Below are 16,728 nucleotides of genomic sequence, written 5' to 3' on the forward strand. Positions count from 1 at the left end.
ACGTTCGTTCGAGCGTCGTGACGACCGTGGTGACCGTGGTGGTTTCCGTCGTGATGACCGGCCTTCGGGTGGGTTCCGTCGTGATGACCGCCCGAGCGGCCACCGGGGCAGCGACCGCCCGTTCAACCGTGACCGCCGTGACGACCGCCCCGCGGGCGCGGGCGCCGGTTACCGTTCCGGTTCGGCCGACCGCCCGTACGGCCGTCGTGACGACCACCGTGGCACCGGCACCAACACCGGCTCGTCCTCCTTCGGTCGCCGTGACGACAAGCCGCGTTGGAAGCGCAACGGCTGACGCACCGTCTGACTGATCGCCGGGAGAACGACTGACTCGGCAACAGGGCCCGTATCCCCCAAGGGGTACGGGCCCTGCTCATACCCGCGGCCGTGAGGGTACGAGCAGGGTGACCGCGCATCCACCGCGAGAGTGGTCCATCTCACAGCCGAGGCCCGTGAACGGCTACCGACCGGTCACGTCAGCGGACTTCACCACACCGGTGATCGGATACCCGATCGGCGCACGGGCCTGATCGGGCTATGCTCAGTGGTGACTCGTCGAGGGCCGTTAGCTCAATTGGCAGAGCAGCGGACTTTTAATCCGTTGGTTGTGGGTTCGAGTCCCACACGGCCTACACATCGCGGGGACGGGGAACCAACCCCTGGCGGGCTTCAGCGCCCCATCCGAGTGCTTCGGGTGGGGCGCTTCCCCGTGCCGGGCGTGGTCGTTGGCCTGTTGTTAGCCCGGGTGGGAACGATGGTACGAGTGGCCCGTTTCGGCGGGTTCCGTGCTGACTCGGGAGTCGTGCGGTCGCACCCCGACCGCCGACGGCCCCCGATCACCTCTTCGTCCAGCCGGAGCCGAGCCCGAGCCGCTCCCGCGAGGCCGTGAGGCAACACCCGTGAAAGAGGGATGCCATGTACCGACTGGTCGCCCGGCTGTGGCGCATCATCCACGGCCCCTTGCAGTGGCGGGTGATGTGGATCGCGCAGGCAAAGTTCATGATCGGCGTCACCGGCGTGGTCCGGGACGATGCGGGGCGGGTCCTGCTGCTGCGTCATCGCATGTGGCCGGAGGGGCGCCAGTGGGGGCTGCCGACCGGATACGCCGTCAAGGGCGAGGAACTCGGGGCGACGGTCGTCCGCGAGGTGCGCGAAGAGACCGGCCTCGACGTGGAGACCGGGCCGCTCGTCCGCCTCAAGAGCGGTTACCGACTGCGGATCGAAGTGGCGTACGAAGCGACTCTGCTCGGCGGTGATCTCAGGATCGACCCGTTCGAGATCCTGGAGGCGGGGTGGTTCTCCCCCGATGACCTGCCGGACGGCCTCCAAGGATCACATCGGGCACTGATCCTGGGAACGGATGCCACAGGCGGCTGAGCTGAAGATCGTTGTGGCGCTCGCACGCCGGCGTCCGGACGGGCACGGGGCGGCCCCTTGGCGCGCCGAACGCCCGGGCGGGAAGGTCCTAGGCACTGGGACGGAGCTGCCGGGCGCCGTAGCTGCGCAGCGCCCGGAGGAAGTCGATCTCGCGGAACGCCGGCCAGTAAGCCTCGCAGAACTGGAGTTCCGCATGGGTGCTCTGCCACAGCAGGAAGTTGGACATGCGCTGCTCACCGCTGGTGCGGATGATCAGGTCGGGGTCGGGTTGGCCGGCCGTGTACAGGTGTCGGGTGATGTCGTCCACCGTGAGTCGTTCGGCGACATGGGCGAGTTCGGCGCCGGCCGCCGCCTGTTCGGACAGTAGGTCACGTACGGCGTCGACGAGTTCGCGGCGTCCCCCGTAGCCGATGGCCAGGGTGATTTCCGGGCCTTCGGTGCGCCCCGCGGTGGACTCCACGGCCGTGGTCAACGCCCGTGCCGTCGTCGCGGGCAGGGCCTCCAGCGTGCCCGCGATCCGTACGCGCCACGGATTGTCGGGACGGGCGAGGTGAAGGGTCACCATCTCTTCGATCGTCCGCATCAGCAGGGCGACTTCGGCCTTCTCGCGCCGCGCGAGGTTCTCCGTGGAGCAGACGAAGACGGTCACGTGCCGGATGCCGAGCGACTCGCACCAATCGAGCACCTTCAGGGCGCGCTGTGCGCCGTAGCGGTGTCCGACGCCGAGTTCCGAGAGGCCCATCTGGCGGGCCCAGCGGCGGTTGCCGTCCATGATCAGCCCGATGTGTCGGGGCAGTGGACCGCTCGCCGTGCTTCGTCGCAGTCGGCGGGTGTACAGGGCGCGGCAACTCCGTCGTACGAGAGGGGGCACGGCGTTCATGGGAGCATAGTACGGGGCGCGTACTCCGTGGCGCGTACTATGACGCTGGCATGGGCTTCCGGCATTCGGATGGCAGGCGTCCGATTGGTGGGCAAAGGCGCGGGCGTCCGGATGGTGACACCCATGCGGAGATGCCCGTGTCCCGGCAACACCAGGGTTCGGATTCGAGGCACAGGAGCCATATGCGCACCAATGACGCCCAGATGCTGGTGCTCTGCACCCTCGCCGACGGGCCGCTCCACGGATACGCCATCAACACCGCCATCGAAAAACTGTCCGGCAAACGCCTCGGAGCGGGCAGTCTCTACGGGGCACTGGCACGGCTCGAAGCCAAGGAGCTCGTGGAACCCCTCGAAGGGCAGGGCCGTCAGCGACCGGTGCGCCTGACCCCCGAGGGGCGTGCCGTGTTGGAGCGCGAGGCCCAGTCCATGGCGCGGGTGACCGAGCACGTCTTCGAAACGGCCGTACCCGACCGGATCGGCTATCTCGATCGACTGGCTGCGACCGACATCGCCCGTTCCTACAAGCACGTGATGCTCAAGCAGTTGGACCTCCGCCCGGGCGGCTCCGTACTCGACCTCGGCTGCGGCCCCGGAACCGATCTGGCCGTGCTCGCCGGAGCGGTCGGCCCGACCGGGACCGTGATGGGCGTCGACGTCGATACGGAGATGGTGCGACGGGCGCGCGAACGCAGCGAAGGCGTCGCGGGGGTGACGGTCCAGCGGGCCGACGTCCAATCCCTGCCGTTGCGTGATGCGACCGTGGACCGCGCCCGTGTCGATCGGACCCTCCAACACGTGGAGCATCCGGCACGGGCGCTCCAGGAGGCGCGTCGGGTGCTTCGCCCCGGCGGCAGACTCGTGATGGGCGAGCCCGACTGGGACTCGCTCGCCATCGACTTCCCCCGCCTGGAGATCTCGCGCGCCTACACCCGCCACCTCACGGACCGCATCGTGCGCAACGGGGTCATCGGCCGTGAACTCCCCCGGCTCGCGCAGGCCGCGGGCTTCGCCGTGAGCGAGGTCGTTCCGGTCACATCGGTGTTCCGGGAGGTCAGGGCCGCCGACGATGTGTTGGGGCTGCGTCGCAACACGGACCGCGCGGTGGCTGCTGGCTATCTCGCGGCGAAGGACGCCCGGGAGTGGCTCGACCATCTCGCCGGTGGGCCGTTCTTCGCCGCGGTGACGCTGTACGTGGTCGTCGCCGAGGTTCCCTGACGGCGCGGGGGACGCCAGCCGTCGACGCTGCACGGACAGGCCCGGCCGCGGTGGTCGACGCTCCACGGACGCGTCGGACGGCGGCTGTCGACCACCGTTCCCGTACGGACGTCACCGCCGCGAAGGGGCCCGGTCGACGGTGTCCATCCGCATCACGACCTCTGGCGACCGGGCCGCGCTGAAGGAGTCGCTGCTCAGGGAGCGGGCTCGTACGACACCGTGGTTTCGTTGCAGCCCGCCGCGATCAGGTACAGCCGGTCCTGTTCCGCCTCGTCGACGGCGAGGTTCCAGCGGAGCTTCGTCGCCGTCCACTCCGCCGCGTACCGACACAGCGCATCGGCCGACGGCGGCAGCCATTCCGCCGGGTCCTGGTCCGACTTGGACCGGTTCGACCGCGCCGTCACCGCCACCAGGGACGCATCCGCACCCTGGTCGTTCGCGTACGCCTCCCGGCGGGCGGACGTCCAGCCCGAGGCCCCGCTGTCCCAGGCCTCTGCGAGCGGAACCATGTGATCGATGTCCAGGGCCGATGCGGAAGTGACCCTGACGTCGTCGTAGTACGACCACCAGGAACCGCCCGTCAGTGCACAACGCGCACCGACCCCCGGCACGGTGACCGCCTCGGAGACCAGGACCTCCGCCCGGGTGTTGCACCCGTCGGCGGCATCGAGACCGGTGTTCCAGTGCCGGAACAGATCGCGGTTGTACCCTTCCCTGCTCTCGTTCTCGACGGCCAGACGGCTGACTCCGACGGCGATCGGTACGGTCTCGACCGCATATGCGGTCGGGGCGGAGAGGGCGAGAGGAGCCAGGGCGAGTGCGGCAGCCATGGAGGCGCGCATCAGGTTCTTGATCACGTCAACTGGGATACGGGCACTTCACCCTTGGGGGAGGGAGTGAACCGAACGGCTGCGCCACATGGGCGCGTGAGTTCACTCCGGAGCGCCCGCCAGTCCCCGGGGCCGTGGACGCCCGCAGTCATCAGGGAGCCGTCCCCGCTCGTCATGGACCGATGGACGACGGGTCCGAACGCGGCGCTCCTTGCGGGTTGTCCCTGGCCTCGTCCCGTGACCCCTGCGCCGTACGTCCGTTGTGTCCGGCATGACGAAGACTCAGCGCATCCTCACCGCAGTTGCCCTCGCCGCCGGGGCCTCCGCCATGGCCGTCTCCGGTGCTTCGGCCGCAACCACGGTCGACCAGCAGACGGCCAGCGGCGCCACTTCACTCAAGCAACTCGACCAGTTGAAGGAGCTCAACCAGCTGAACCAGCTGATGGAGGTGCCCAACCACCTCGCTCCCCTGCTCGACCCGGTGGCCCAGGTGGCGGGCGCGATCCAGTAGCGCACCCGCCTCGTGCGGGAGGGCGGCAGGACCGGGTCGAAAAAGTTCTTCGGAACTTTCTCGGCGGACCTGTCGAGAACCCGTGGACGGCTCCGACGTCCCCTACGAGAGTCGCCCGCCCAGGGTGGCCCGTTCCCCGGAGGAGTGGCGTCATGAAGTATCTGGTGATGGTCCAAGGTGCCCAGGTCGACTACGAGGCCATGGGCGGAAAGAGCTCCTCGCACAGCCCGGCCTGGAACGAGAAGGACCTTCAGGCGATGTACGAGTACATGGGTGCCATCAGCAACGATCTCTCCGAATCCGGAGAGTTGGTCGACTCTCAGGGACTGACCGAGCCGGCCCAGACCCGGCACGTCACCCTCGGTGCCGATGGTCGTCCCGTCATCACCGACGGCCCCTACGGTGAGACGAAGGAAGTCCTCGCCGGCTACTGGGTGGTGGATTGCGAGAGCCTTGAGCGCGTGACCGAGATCGCCACCCGCGTGGCCCGCTGTCCCGAGCCCGCAGGTATTCCGGTCTACCCCGTGGTGATTCGTCCCATCCAGGACGCCGGTGGGGGCGAGGTGTGCTAGTCAGAACGGGATGAAACGTTCCCAGGAGACCGAGGACCTGCTGCGCCTGAACGCGCCGCAGGTCCTCGGTGCGTTGGTCAGGCGGTACGGGCACTTCGACCTCGCGGAGGACTCCGTACAGGAGGCGTTGTTGGCCGCCGCGATGCAGTGGCCGAAGACCGGCCATCCGGACAATCCGCGCGGCTGGTTGATCAAGGTCGCCTCCCGCAAGCTGACGGACCTCCTACGGGCCGACGAAGCCCGGCGCCGTCGTGAGGAGACCGCGGCGAACCTGACCCCGCGTGATGCCTTCACCACCGCTCCCCTCGGTGAGAGCCGGGCACCCACCGAGGACGACACGCTCACCCTGCTCTTCCTCTGCTGCCATCCCTCGCTGAATCCCACCGCACAGATCGCCCTCACCCTGCGGGCCGTCGGCGGTCTGACCACCGCGGAGATCGCCCGCGCTCATCTGGTGCCCGAGGCGACGATGGCCCAGCGCATCAGCCGGGCCAAGCAGAAGATCAAGGGTGTGCCCTTTCGCCAGCCGGGCCCGGGGGAGCGCGGTCAGCGGCTCGCCGTGGTCCTGCAAGTGCTCTACCTGATCTTCAACGAGGGGTACACGGCCACGTCCGGCCGCACCCTGCACCGCGCCGATCTCGCCCGGGAGGCGATCCGGCTGACCCGTGCCGTGCGCGCACTGCTGCCCAGGGAAGGGGCGGTCACCGGACTGCTGGCCCTGATGCTGCTGACCGAGGCCCGCAGCGCCGCCCGCACCGGACGGCACGGGGACCTCGTTCCGCTGGCCGAGCAGGACCGTTCCCTCTGGGACCGGCGGACGGTCGAGGAGGGCATCGCCCTCGTGGAGGAGGCCCTCTCGCAGGGGCCGGCAGGGCCCTATCAACTCCAAGCCGCCATCGCGGCCCTGCACGACGAGGCAGGGACGTCGGACGCCACCGACTGGCCGCAGATCCTCGCGCTGTACGACGTCCTCGTACGGCTCGCCCCCGAACCCATGGCGGAACTCGGGCGCGCGGTGGCGGTGGCCATGGTGCACGGGCCCGAGGACGGGCTGCGCGAGCTTGCCGCGCTGGAGGACCGGCTGAGCGGACACCACCGGCTGGAATCCGTGCGCGCCCATCTGCTGGAGCAGTCGGGTGATGCCGAAGGGGCCAGGGCGGCTTATCTGCGCGCGGCGGGTCGCACCCTCAGCGAGCCCGAGGCCCGCTATCTGCGCACCAGGGCGTCCCGGCTGCCGTCCTGAACTCCGGAACGGGCAGAGATGTCCGGCTTGACCTTTACGCAACGTCAAGTTCTACCGTTCTGGACATGGAGTGGTCGATCCAAGAGATCGCCCGGCGCGCCGGGACGACGAGCCGCACCCTGCGGCACTACGGCGAGCTGGGTCTGCTCGAACCCACCCGTGTGGGCAGCAACGGCTACCGCTACTACGGTCCGGACGAACTCGTCCGGCTCCAGCGGATCCTGCTGCTGCGCGAACTGGGGCTCGGGCTGCCCGCGATCGCCGAGGTGCTGGAGGGCCAGCGGGACACCGCGGCTGCCCTGCGGACGCACCTGCGGCTGCTGGAGCGGGAACGCGAACGCATCGGGCGCCAGATCGCCTCGGTGCGGACCACCCTCCACAAGACCGAGTCAGGGGAGGAACTCATGGCCGAGGACGTGCTCGACGGCTTTGACCACACGCAGTACGAGCAGGAGGTGTCCGAGCGCTGGGGGCGGGACGCGTACCGCAGGGGCGACCAGTGGTGGCGTGCCCTGACCGACGAGGAGCGGAAGGGGTTCATGGCGCAGCAGACCTCGATCGCCGAGGACTTCGCCCGCGCGCTCCGGGACGGACTGGCCGCCGAGGACGATGCGGTGCAGGCGATCGCCCGGCGGCAGTACGAGTGGCTTTCGCTGGTGGAGGCGCCGTCGAAGTCCCACTTCATCGGGTTGGGGGACATGTACGTGGCGGACGCGCGGTTCACCGCCACCTACGACCGGCACGGAACGGGGACGGCGGCGTTCGTTCGCGATGCGATGCGGGCGTACGGGGAGCGGCACCTCAGCGATGACTGAGCACGGCGAACCGGACGCATCCTGGCGATGACCGGGCACGGAGAATCGGGTCGGCGCTCCGGGGAAGCTAGGCGGATGGCGGACGGAATGCTGCCGTCCGTACCGGTTCTCCCCGGCGCGCGGCAGACCCTCGTCACTATTGGAGTTGATCTTGCTCCGGATAGCGTAAGGTTGTGTTCAACGGCGCGGGGTGGAGCAGCTCGGTAGCTCGCTGGGCTCATAACCCAGAGGTCGCAGGTTCAAATCCTGTCCCCGCTACTAGTAAGACATTAGCCCGGCACTCTTTTGAGTGCCGGGCTAATGCATTTTCCCGTGCTCTTTGCGTTCGTGGGCGGCCGTCGGATCCGGTCGCATTCGGTCGTCGCATTTATGGGGGCATCGCCCGGTTGGACGACGGCGGCTCGCCACCCGACCCGGTTGCGGCCAGCATGAGGGGGGCGCGGGAACCGTGTCCGCAGCCGTGGGCGGACCGGGCAGGAGAGCAGTCTTGGGGCAGCAGGAGCAACAGCACCTCGGATTGGGCACCTGGCGCTTCGTCCGTACGCTGCCCGTCCTGATGATCGTCGGCGGTGTGGTCTTCGATGCACTGACCCCGCCGATGTTCACCGCCGCGCCCATGTTCGCGGCGGCTCCGCTGTTCGCCGCCCCCTTCTTCTCCTGGCTGTCGACCCTGCTGACGGGTGGCGCGGCCATGGTCGGGGTCATCGGGCTCCACTACGCCAAGGACACGCTCGCCGAGCCCACCACATACACCGAGATGATCACGGTGGTCACGGTCTCCGGTCTCGCGCTGCTGATCAACTGGGTGATCCAGCGCAGCAGCGAGCGGTTGGCGTCCGCCCGGGTGATCGCCGAAGCCGCCCAGCGGGCGGTGTTGCCCACCCCCGCGGAGGACATCGGCGGTCTGCGGGTCGCCGCGCGGTATGAGGCCGCGGTCGAGGACGCCTTCATCGGCGGTGACCTCTTTGCCGTGCAGGAGACGCCGCACGGCGTACGGCTGGTGGTGGGGGACGTGCGGGGCAAGGGGCTGGGGGCGGTGGAGACGGTCGCCGTGGCGATCGGAGCCTTCCGGGAGGCGGCGGAGCAGGAGAGTTCGTTGGAGGGGGTCGTCCAGCGGCTGGAGCGCGCGCTGACGCGCGAGGCTAACCGGAGGGAGAGCCTCGACGCCAAGGAGACCTTCACCACGGCCGTGCTCGCGGAGATCCCGCGCGGGGCGGGCATCGTCCGCATGGTGAACCGGGGACACCCCGAGCCGTTGCTGCTCCACCCGGACGGCCTGTTGGAAGGTCTCCCGCCCACCGAGCCCTCCCTTCCGCTGTCGATGGGCGATCTGGGGTCCTGGCCCGATCGGGCGGAGGAGTACCCGTTGCCGCCGGGCGCGACCCTGCTGCTCTACACCGACGGCCTCTCCGAGGCACGGGACGGGGCGGGACTGTTCTACGACCCGGCCGAGCGGCTCAACGGACGGCAGTTCCCGGGCCCGGGAGAACTCCTGGACGCCCTCCTCGACGATGTCCGCAGGCACACCGGAGGCGGCAGCGTCGATGACATGGCGCTGCTGGCGGTGGCCAGGCCGGCGGAAGGGCGCGCGCAGCGGCGGGAGCGCGGTCCTTGAGACCGAGCACTCGGGCGCCCCGGGCGGGTGCTGCTTGGATGCACCTGGCCGATCCCGGACCGATATTCGGTTGCGAGCCTCCAGCCGATCGGGTTGCCACGAGAAGAGGGCAGCAACAAGCTCGCGCACTCTCCGTGATTGAAGGGGAGCCATGCGCATAACATTTGACGAACAGTCAGGGTGATGATGCATACCCCGGCACGTTCAAGTCGCCCGAATCCGGCCGCTTGTGTCCGGTTAAGTCTGTGGCAAAGAGATTAAAGATCACTCAGAAGAGCTTGGAATAAAGTCCAGGTGTCTATTAACGTTCGATAACGCAGCGCGGTCGTCCCAGCCGTCGTCAGGACGGCGCCGTGCTCATGCGCCGAATTCCGCAAGGGAACCGGGGAACCACTAATTGGGGTGAATCGGGCATATTCTGCCGTGCAGTTCGCGGTCGAAGACGCTCGTAGGAGACCTTCCTGCTCCGAACCCGTCAGCTAACCCGGTAGGCGAGAAGGAAGGAAAGGAGCACGCCTCAGTGGCGTCTAACAGTCCTGCCCCGGAAGCACCGTTCAAATCCGGCGTCTTCAGTGAAGAGGGTGCAGCCCGCTCCACCGGCGAGTGGAACCCCACCGCCGAGACGGTCCGCCCGCGCGGTCGTCACAAGCACCGGGTCATGAAGCAGCGGGGCGGATTCGCCCGTAGCTCCACGGTGCTCGGTGTCGGTGTGATCGCGGCGGTCGGTGCAGGTGGCATGGCCACCGCGCAGAACAAGCCCGCCGTCTCCATATCCCTTCCCGACGCCATCTCCGAGAGCCTTCCCGACTCTCTGACGTCCGACGACGCCCCCGAGGTCGACCAGTCCGCCTCGTACGCGGCGATGGGACTCGCGGGGCAGGAAGTCGGCTCCGAGCAGTCCGGTGCCGGTGAGGCACTGCGCTCCCGCATCCTCCAGCAGGCGGAGCAGCAGCAGGCCAACGCCGCTGCGGCAGCCAAGGTCGCGGCTGAGAAGGCGGCTGAGAAGGCCGCCGCGGTGAAGGCCGCAGCGGACGCGAAGAAGGCCGCGGAAGAGGTCAAGCAGAAGGCGGCCGAGGCGAAGAAGAAGGCCGAGGCGGAGGCCAAGAAGAAGGCCGAAGCCGAGCGCATCGCCAAGCTGGCCAAGAGCTTCTCGCTCCCCCTCTCCTCGTACCGCATCACGGCCACCTACGGTCAGTCCGGTCCGATGTGGTCCTCGGGCCAGCACACCGGCCTCGACATGGCGGCCTCGTCCGGCACCCCGCTCAAGGCCGTCACCAGCGGAACCATCAAGTCGGCCGGCTGGTCAGGCTCCGCGTACGGGTACCAGATCATCCTCAAGCTGAACGACGGCACCGAGGTCATGTACGCGCACCTGTCGTCCCTGAACGTGAGCGCCGGTCAGAAGGTGGGCACGGGCGAGATGATCGGTCGCGTCGGCGCCACCGGCAACGTCAGCGCCGCGCACCTCCACCTTGAGGTCAAGACCGCCGGCGGTTCGGACATCGACCCGCTGTCCTGGCTGCGCGGCAAGGGTCTGAGGGTCTGAACCACAGCTCCCGTGACTGTGTCCGTGTCTGCGGGATCGAACGCCCCGTGGATGCGGACGGGTTCGCGGATCGCGCCGTGGTGCCCGATCCGTCCCGATGAGCGGCGCGGCCACGGCCGCCCGCCCCAGTCGGGCACAAGGTCTCCTCAAGCTCCGTCCGCCATCCTCAAGGCGTACGCACCGGCTCGCACGGCCGGCAACTGAACTCCGGCAGCCCTGGCGCACACCCCCCGACGCCAGGGCTGCCGGTTTTTCCGTCTCGGGCACCGCTGAGGGCCGCACCGCCGTGGGGAGCCCGGCCCGTCGATGTTGATGGGCGATTCGCGCGCGGACCGTGTCGGTGGGACCTTCGCGCGCCGTTCAGGCGCGATAGGGGTTGTAGCCCTCGTAGTCGCGGTGCGGTGGAGGCACCCACACCTTGCCGGTCGCCCGTGCCGCATGGGTCAGCGCCGGGCTCGCCACCGCCTTGCGCTCCCACATGTGGTGCAACAACTCCTGTTCGCGGGCGACGAAGTCGGCACCCGCCGCGCCCCGCCGGGCCCGGTGGCGCAGGAACGCCAACGATGTCGCGAACCGTTGGTACTCCGCGACCGCGTGCGCCGCGGCCGGGCCCTGTGCGCGTCGGACCACGTTCCGGGCCATGCCGCGCGCCTTCATGGAGGCCAGGGCGAGCGGTTCGGCGGGCGCGAGCCAGCCCGCGGTCGCGTACGCGGGCAATTCGGTGGCGATGGTGCGCAGTTCCCGTTGGCGCGTCCAGATCGTCAGCCAGGTCAGCAGTGCGAAGGCGGGCACCATGAACGCTCCGTAGACCGCGTAGAAGCCCCACGGTCCGAACAGGGAGGCCGAGCCGTTCCACAGGGCGTGCACTCCCATCGAGAGGACGAGCCCCACCAGGGGCAGCACGATCCGCCGTATTCGCTGGCGGCGGGTGGCGAGGGCCGCCATGCCGAAGCCGATGCCGGCCAGCACCGTGAAGAGGGGGTGGGCGAAGGGCGACATGACGATCCGTACGAAGAAGGTCGCCGCGGTCACCGAGGTGAAGCCCGATGAGCCGAGCGCCTGGTCCTCCCCGAAGGCGTTGCCGAGGTAGAGGATGTTCTCGGTGAAGGCGAACCCCGTCGACGTGAAGCCCGCGACCACGACGCCGTCGACGATCCCGGTGAAGTCACGGCGGCGGAAGATGAAGATCAGCAGGATCGCCACGGCCTTTGCGCTCTCCTCGACCACCGGAGCCACGACGGTCGCTCCCCAGGTGTCCGCACCGGCGGGGTCCGCGGTGGCGGTCGCGATCCAGCGGGTGGCGAAGGTGTTCGCCGTGATGGCGACGAGCGCGGCGGCGAAGGCGCCCCAGGCGAAGGCGAAGATCAGATTCCGCCAGGGTCCCGGTTCCACCCGGTCCAACCAGCGGAAGGCGGCGAGCAACAGGGGTACGGGAAGGGTGGCGAGCCCGAGCCCGACGAGGAAGCCCTCCGGCCCGGTCTGTTCGCGGACCAGCGCCAGGATGACGAGGGCGCAGAGGGCGAGCAGGGTGATCACGATTCCGGCTCGGACCGCTTTGCTCTGCCACAGCCGGGAGGCGCTGCGCGGTTTGTAGCGCCAGCGCGCACGATCGGGTACCGCGTCGAAGACGGGTTGCCGCGGGTCGTACGCGGGCACCGCTGGCCCCTGCCCGGTGGGGTGCGCAACAGGACGACCGGCCGGGTACGGGTCGCCGATCGGCGCGGGGCGGGCGTACGGGGGAGCGGATCCGGGCGGGGGGCCCGCATCCGGACCCCAGTGCGGACGGGGCGGCGGATGGGCGGTGGGGTGGGGCGGTTGATGTGGTTGCTGGTGCTGGGGGAGCGGCTCGGACACCCAACGACCCTAACGACGGGCGGTGACACCTGGCGATGCCGTTTCAGGAACCAGCACCCGGAAGCGGGCAACCAGAAGGGACGAGAAGGCCCTAAGCGTCCTGTTCGACCCGGCGGAACACCAGGTCGTGGACCACGTGTCCCTTGTTCAGCCCCTGGGACTCGAAACGCGTCAACGGCCGGAACGAGGGCCTGGGCGTGTACCCGCCGTCCTGCTGGGTGTTCTCGAAGTCCGGGTGCGCCGACAGCACTTCCAGCATCTGCTCGGCGTAGGGCTCCCAGTCCGTCGCGCAGTGCAGCACCGCGCCGGGCTTGAGCCTCCGGGCCGCCAGCGAGAGGAACTCCGGCTGAATCAGCCGCCGCTTGTGGTGCCGGGACTTGGGCCAGGGGTCGGGGAAGTAGACGCGCACTCCGTCGAGGGCGTCCGGGGCGAGCATCTCCCGGAGGAGGATGATCGCGTCACCGTTGGCCACTCGGATGTTGGACAGTCCGTTCCGCTCCGCGAGACCCAGCAGGTTTCCCTGCCCGGGCGTGTGCACGTCGACGGCGAGTATCCCGGTCCCGGGGTCGGCGGCGGCCATCTGTGCGGTCGCCTCACCCATCCCGAAACCGATCTCCAGGACCACCGGCAGCCCGTCGAAGACCTCCGTCAGATCGAGGACCCGAAGCCCGTCGATCTCCAGGCCCCAAGAGGGCCACAGCCGCTGCAACGCATCGCCCTGCCCCGTCGTGACCCGGCTGCGCCGCGGTTGGAAGCTGCGGATGCGCCGCTCGTGGTGGGAGCCGGCGGGGTCGGCGACGGGCCCACCGGGGAATCGCGCCGCGCTGCGGTCGCGAACGGGGATGGGAGCGCTGGGGTTCTGGTGGCGAAGCTCGGACACAATGAGCCGATTCTACGTGCCCGACCCGGGCTGACCCCTGTCGTCGACGAGCCGCCCCGGACCCGGGCGGGGATCGCCGCTCCCGGGCGGGTACGGGCCATCGCATCCGCTCCACGCAGCTGTGGTGGAGATCACAGCTGCGCCAGTACCCTCCGGGCCACCTCCCGGCCGATGGGCAGCGAAGCCGTCGCCGCCGGGGAGGGGGCGTTCAGCACATGGACCGTACGGGCGGACTCCTTGATCAGGAAGTCGTCCACGAGGGTGCCGTCACGCAGCACGGCCTGGGCCCGGACCCCCGCCGCGGTGGGGCGCAGCCCGGCTTCGGTGATCGCCGGCAGGAGCCGGCGGACCGCGGCGGTGAAGGCCGGGGTGGACCAGGAGCGGTGGAGTTCGCCGGCCCCGTACCGCCAGTGCCTGCCCGCTATCCGCCAGGAGCCGGGCCAGGCCAGCGTCTGGGCCAGCTCCCGAGGTCGTACCGTCGACCAGTCGTAGCCCTCGCGGGCCAGTGCCGGCACCGCATTGGGCCCCACGTGTACTCCACCGTCGACGCCGCGCGTCAGATGCACTCCCAGGAACGGAAAGGCCGGGTCCGGCACCGGGTAGACCAGTCCGCGTACGAGGGAGGGGTCGGTCAGTTCGTAGTACTCCCCTCGGAAGGGGACGATCCGCATCTCGGGGTCGTCGCCCGCGAGGCGCGCCAACCGGTCGCAGTACAGCCCCGCGCAGTTCACCATCGCGCGTGCTCTGACGATGGATCCCGAGGCCGTTTTCACCGCCACGCCCCACGGCCTGCGGTCGATCGCCACGACCTCTTCGCCGCAGCGGATCTCGGCGCCGCTCTGTGCGGCTTCGAGCCCCAGGCGATCCGCCACGGCGACGTAGTCGCAGATCCCCGTCGTCTCCACGTGGATCGCGGCGAGACCGCGCACCTCCGGTTCGTACTCGGTGATCTGGGCCGGACCGAGCTCCCGGACCGGAATGCCGTTCTCCCGACCGCGCTGGATCAGGGCGTGCAGTCGGGGGAGCTCATCGCGGTCGGTGGCCACGATCAACTTGCCGGTGACCTGGTGATCGATGTCGTGCTTCGCGCAGAACGACACCATTTCGGCAGCGCCCTGCACGGCGTAGCGCGCTTTGAGGGATCCGGGTCGGTAGTAGATGCCGCTGTGGATCACACCGCTGTTCCGCCCGGTCTGATGGCGAGCGGTGCCCGGCTCCTTCTCCAGGACGATCACCGTGGTGCCCGGTGCGGCTCGGGTCACGGCGTACGCGGTGGACAGGCCGACGATTCCACCGCCGACCACCAGGACATCGCAGTCGAAGTCCCGCTCGGACACCATCACCACGCCACCTCCCACCCCGATGGGGCACCCGTCAGTCTCGGGGGGCCGCCGTCATGGGCGGCTGGCTCCCCGCGGTCGCCCACGAGGATGCACCGAACCTTGACCGGGCACCCGCGCCCACGTCGATCCTGGGCCGATCCGTCCGTCGCGTCCAGATGGCCCAAGTCCTTGGTCACTGGACCATACGGACCAGAAGCCCGGAGTCCCAAGACCTGAGCGAGCCATGTGATCGACTCGATCGGTCCGGTGCGGACGGTGATCGAGCGATCGCCCGTCCTGACCGTCGGGTCTTCCGATCCGACGGAACCACCGGATTCACCCCTGCTCGAACAGGTGTGAACACGTCCGACGAGCCCCGACTGCATCATTCCGACAGATCACACCAGATCGAACCGCCTGAACCCGTCGAATGTGATCCGATCGTCCAAAACCAGAGCGACCTTCACATCCGGAGGCCCTGGAGTGCGGTGGCCGAAAGGCCGCGGACTCCAGGGTCGTTCCTCCAGCCGCATTGTGCAGGAGCCTTGCACAATGCGCTCAGGCAGGGGCCACCAACAGCGGACGCGCCCGCTCGCGCAACTCCACCACGCGCGGCTCGTCCCCGTACGGTTCGAGGCGGTGCAGCAGATCCCGTACGTACTCGGTGGTGCGCGCCGACGAGATGCGGCCGGCGACCTCCACGGCCCGGGTGCCCGCCGCACACGCGGCGTCCAGGTTCCCCGACTCCAACTCGGCGACCGCGCTGACCACGAGCCGCAGCCCGTGGGAGCGGACGTACTCCTCGGTCGGTCGGGACAGCGCCTGCTCGGTGAACCGCCGCACCTGACGGGGTGCCTTGAGGTCCCGGTAGCACTCGGCGGCGTCCGCGGCGAACCGGTCGTACGAGTAGAAGCCGAGCCAGGACGGGTCGGGATCGCCGTCCCTGGACCGCTCCAGCCAACCCTCCGCGGCCTTGAGGGCCGCCCCGGCCGCCGCCGCGTCGTTGGCCTTGGCGTGTGCCCTTGCCTCGACCAGCCGGAAGAAGCTCATCGTGCGGGCGGTGGCCAGCCCCCGGTTGCGCTCCAGAGCGGCCTGGGCGAGGTCCACACCCTCGTCGGCGAAGCCGCGGTAGATGGATTGAAGTGACATCGATGCCAGCACATAGCCGCCGAGCGGCACGTCCGCCGCGGCTCTGGCCAGGCGCAACGCCTGGATGTAGTAGCGCTGGGCCGCCTCCTGCTGGCCCGTGTCGAAGGCCATCCAGCCGGCGAGTCGGGTCAGCTCCGCGGTGGCCCCGAACAGGGCCCGGCCCACCTCGTCCGAGTACGAACCGAGCAGTAAGGGCGCGGCGTCCACGCGCAGGCACTCGGGAACCATCGACGAACGCCAGTCACCCCCGCCGTACTTGGAGTCCCAGCGGCGGGCGTCCTGCGCGGCCTCGCGCAGTTTGGCGACGTCGCTGTGGCCCACGCGGGCGGCCGGGTCCTCCAGCGGCGCATCCGGGGAGCCACCGGCCACTGCCGCTCCGGACGTCGCACCCCCCGCGCCCGGCAGCCGCTCCACCGACGGGTCCGCGGGCGTTATCAGCCAGCGGGAGGCCGGCGTGGCATAGGCGCTCACTGCGAAGGAGCCGGCCAGCGACTGCCAGATCCCACCGCCGCCCGCGCGGCGGCCCGCGAGGTCCAACCGGTAGAGCTCGGTCGCCGACTTCACGGCCGCGCCGATGTCGCGCGGGAAGGCGAGCCCGACCTCGGGAGCCGGGTCGGCATCCGCGAGCCCGATCTCGTGCAGGGGCACGGGGCGCCCCAGTTTGGCGCCGATCGCCGCCGCGATGAGATGGGGGGCCGCGCCCTGCGGCACCATGCCCTTGGACACCCACCGGGCGACGGACGTCTTGTCATAGCGAAGGGTCAGACCCCGTTGTGCTCCGAGGTCGTTGACGCGCCGGGCTAGGCCGGCGTTGCTGATTCCCGCGAGGGCGAGAACGGTGCCGAGCTTTTCGTTCGGCCCGCGTTGCTCCCTGGACATGCGCCCCACCCCTCGACACGCAGACGGCCGCCGTGTCG

Annotated in this window: 14 protein-coding genes, 2 tRNA genes, 1 pseudogene and 1 riboswitch; of the genes and pseudogenes, 11 read left to right on the plus strand and 6 right to left on the minus strand. The window is 69.6% G+C overall.

Annotation, left to right across the window (positions count from 1 at the left end; all coding sequences use genetic code 11):
- The 3 genes and pseudogenes from ABZ348_RS11185 to ABZ348_RS11195 form a co-directional block, all read left to right on the plus strand.
- A pseudogene (locus ABZ348_RS11185) lies at nt 1-295 on the plus strand (RNA helicase); the annotation flags it as partial.
- A gap of 264 nt (nt 296-559) precedes the next feature.
- A tRNA-Lys gene (locus ABZ348_RS11190) sits at nt 560-632 on the plus strand.
- A gap of 283 nt (nt 633-915) precedes the next feature.
- Nucleotides 916-1,377 (plus strand): NUDIX domain-containing protein, encoded by a 462-nt coding sequence (locus ABZ348_RS11195; RefSeq protein WP_358931579.1) that lies wholly within the window; start codon nt 916-918, stop codon nt 1,375-1,377.
- 88 nt (nt 1,378-1,465) lie between these two features.
- Here ABZ348_RS11195 and uppS read toward each other — a convergent pair whose 3' ends face one another.
- A complete protein-coding gene (gene uppS / locus ABZ348_RS11200) occupies nt 1,466-2,248 on the minus strand; it encodes a polyprenyl diphosphate synthase (RefSeq protein WP_358931644.1) in 783 nt (260 codons plus the stop codon).
- A gap of 191 nt (nt 2,249-2,439) precedes the next feature.
- Between uppS and ABZ348_RS11205 the strand changes: the two genes are divergently transcribed.
- Nucleotides 2,440-3,474: a methyltransferase domain-containing protein gene (locus tag ABZ348_RS11205; protein WP_358931581.1), complete on the plus strand. Its 1,035-nt coding sequence runs from the start codon at nt 2,440-2,442 to the stop codon at nt 3,472-3,474.
- A 194-nt stretch (nt 3,475-3,668) separates the two neighbouring features.
- Here ABZ348_RS11205 and ABZ348_RS11210 read toward each other — a convergent pair whose 3' ends face one another.
- Nucleotides 3,669-4,331, minus strand: coding sequence for an HNH endonuclease family protein (locus ABZ348_RS11210; protein WP_358931583.1), 663 nt, complete (start codon nt 4,329-4,331; stop codon nt 3,669-3,671).
- A 244-nt stretch (nt 4,332-4,575) separates the two neighbouring features.
- Between ABZ348_RS11210 and ABZ348_RS11215 the strand changes: the two genes are divergently transcribed.
- The 7 genes from ABZ348_RS11215 (at nt 4,576) to ABZ348_RS11245 (ending at nt 10,606) form a co-directional block, all read left to right on the plus strand.
- Nucleotides 4,576-4,815, plus strand: a complete 240-nt coding sequence (locus ABZ348_RS11215) for a hypothetical protein (RefSeq protein WP_358931585.1) — start codon at nt 4,576-4,578, stop codon at nt 4,813-4,815.
- Between the two features lie 152 nt (nt 4,816-4,967).
- Nucleotides 4,968-5,387, plus strand: coding sequence for a YciI family protein (locus ABZ348_RS11220; RefSeq protein ID WP_358931587.1), 420 nt, complete (start codon nt 4,968-4,970; stop codon nt 5,385-5,387).
- A gap of 10 nt (nt 5,388-5,397) precedes the next feature.
- Entirely contained in the window at nt 5,398-6,630 is a 1,233-nt protein-coding gene (locus ABZ348_RS11225; protein ID WP_358931589.1) for a sigma-70 family RNA polymerase sigma factor, read from the plus strand.
- A 65-nt stretch (nt 6,631-6,695) separates the two neighbouring features.
- The gene (locus tag ABZ348_RS11230; RefSeq protein WP_358931591.1) at nt 6,696-7,445 is read left to right on the plus strand and encodes a TipAS antibiotic-recognition domain-containing protein; all 750 of its coding nucleotides are present in this window, start codon (nt 6,696-6,698) and stop codon (nt 7,443-7,445) included.
- Nucleotides 7,446-7,629: 184 nt separating this feature from the next.
- Nucleotides 7,630-7,703, plus strand: a tRNA-Met gene (locus tag ABZ348_RS11235).
- A gap of 229 nt (nt 7,704-7,932) precedes the next feature.
- The gene (locus ABZ348_RS11240) at nt 7,933-9,060 is read left to right on the plus strand and encodes a PP2C family protein-serine/threonine phosphatase (protein WP_358931593.1); all 1,128 of its coding nucleotides are present in this window, start codon (nt 7,933-7,935) and stop codon (nt 9,058-9,060) included.
- 352 nt (nt 9,061-9,412) lie between these two features.
- A riboswitch (cyclic di-AMP (ydaO/yuaA leader) is annotated at nt 9,413-9,569 on the plus strand.
- A gap of 11 nt (nt 9,570-9,580) precedes the next feature.
- Complete coding sequence (locus ABZ348_RS11245; protein WP_358931594.1) at nt 9,581-10,606, plus strand: M23 family metallopeptidase; 1,026 nt, start codon at nt 9,581-9,583, stop codon at nt 10,604-10,606.
- Nucleotides 10,607-10,966: 360 nt separating this feature from the next.
- Here ABZ348_RS11245 and ABZ348_RS11250 read toward each other — a convergent pair whose 3' ends face one another.
- From ABZ348_RS11250 to ABZ348_RS11265, 4 genes are all read right to left on the minus strand, one after another.
- Entirely contained in the window at nt 10,967-12,262 is a 1,296-nt protein-coding gene (locus tag ABZ348_RS11250) for a PrsW family intramembrane metalloprotease (protein WP_358931646.1), read from the minus strand.
- A gap of 289 nt (nt 12,263-12,551) precedes the next feature.
- Nucleotides 12,552-13,304, minus strand: coding sequence for a tRNA (guanosine(46)-N7)-methyltransferase TrmB (gene trmB / locus ABZ348_RS11255; protein WP_358931648.1), 753 nt, complete (start codon nt 13,302-13,304; stop codon nt 12,552-12,554).
- 167 nt (nt 13,305-13,471) lie between these two features.
- Nucleotides 13,472-14,680, minus strand: coding sequence for an L-2-hydroxyglutarate oxidase (lhgO, locus tag ABZ348_RS11260; RefSeq protein ID WP_358931650.1), 1,209 nt, complete (start codon nt 14,678-14,680; stop codon nt 13,472-13,474).
- A 540-nt stretch (nt 14,681-15,220) separates the two neighbouring features.
- The gene (locus ABZ348_RS11265; protein WP_358931596.1) at nt 15,221-16,690 is read right to left on the minus strand and encodes an MFS transporter; all 1,470 of its coding nucleotides are present in this window, start codon (nt 16,688-16,690) and stop codon (nt 15,221-15,223) included.
- Between the last annotated feature and the right edge of the window lie 38 nt (nt 16,691-16,728).

The sequence above is a fragment of the Streptomyces sp. NPDC005963 genome, assembly GCF_040638655.1.
Lineage (GTDB): Bacteria > Actinomycetota > Actinomycetes > Streptomycetales > Streptomycetaceae > Streptomyces.

What these genes read in the sequence shown, in the direction of transcription:
- ABZ348_RS11225 (WP_358931589.1), top strand. Translation starts at nt 5,398, where the DNA reads ATGAAACGTTCCCAGGAGACCGAGGACCTGCTGCGCCTGAACGCGCCG.
- ABZ348_RS11230 (WP_358931591.1), top strand. Translation starts at nt 6,696, where the DNA reads ATGGAGTGGTCGATCCAAGAGATCGCCCGGCGCGCCGGGACGACGAGC.
- ABZ348_RS11205 (WP_358931581.1), top strand. Translation starts at nt 2,440, where the DNA reads ATGCGCACCAATGACGCCCAGATGCTGGTGCTCTGCACCCTCGCCGAC.
- ABZ348_RS11265 (WP_358931596.1), bottom strand. Translation starts at nt 16,690, where the DNA reads ATGTCCAGGGAGCAACGCGGGCCGAACGAAAAGCTCGGCACCGTTCTC.
- lhgO (WP_358931650.1), bottom strand. Translation starts at nt 14,680, where the DNA reads ATGGTGTCCGAGCGGGACTTCGACTGCGATGTCCTGGTGGTCGGCGGT.
- ABZ348_RS11220 (WP_358931587.1), top strand. Translation starts at nt 4,968, where the DNA reads ATGAAGTATCTGGTGATGGTCCAAGGTGCCCAGGTCGACTACGAGGCC.
- ABZ348_RS11195 (WP_358931579.1), top strand. Translation starts at nt 916, where the DNA reads ATGTACCGACTGGTCGCCCGGCTGTGGCGCATCATCCACGGCCCCTTG.
- ABZ348_RS11215 (WP_358931585.1), top strand. Translation starts at nt 4,576, where the DNA reads ATGACGAAGACTCAGCGCATCCTCACCGCAGTTGCCCTCGCCGCCGGG.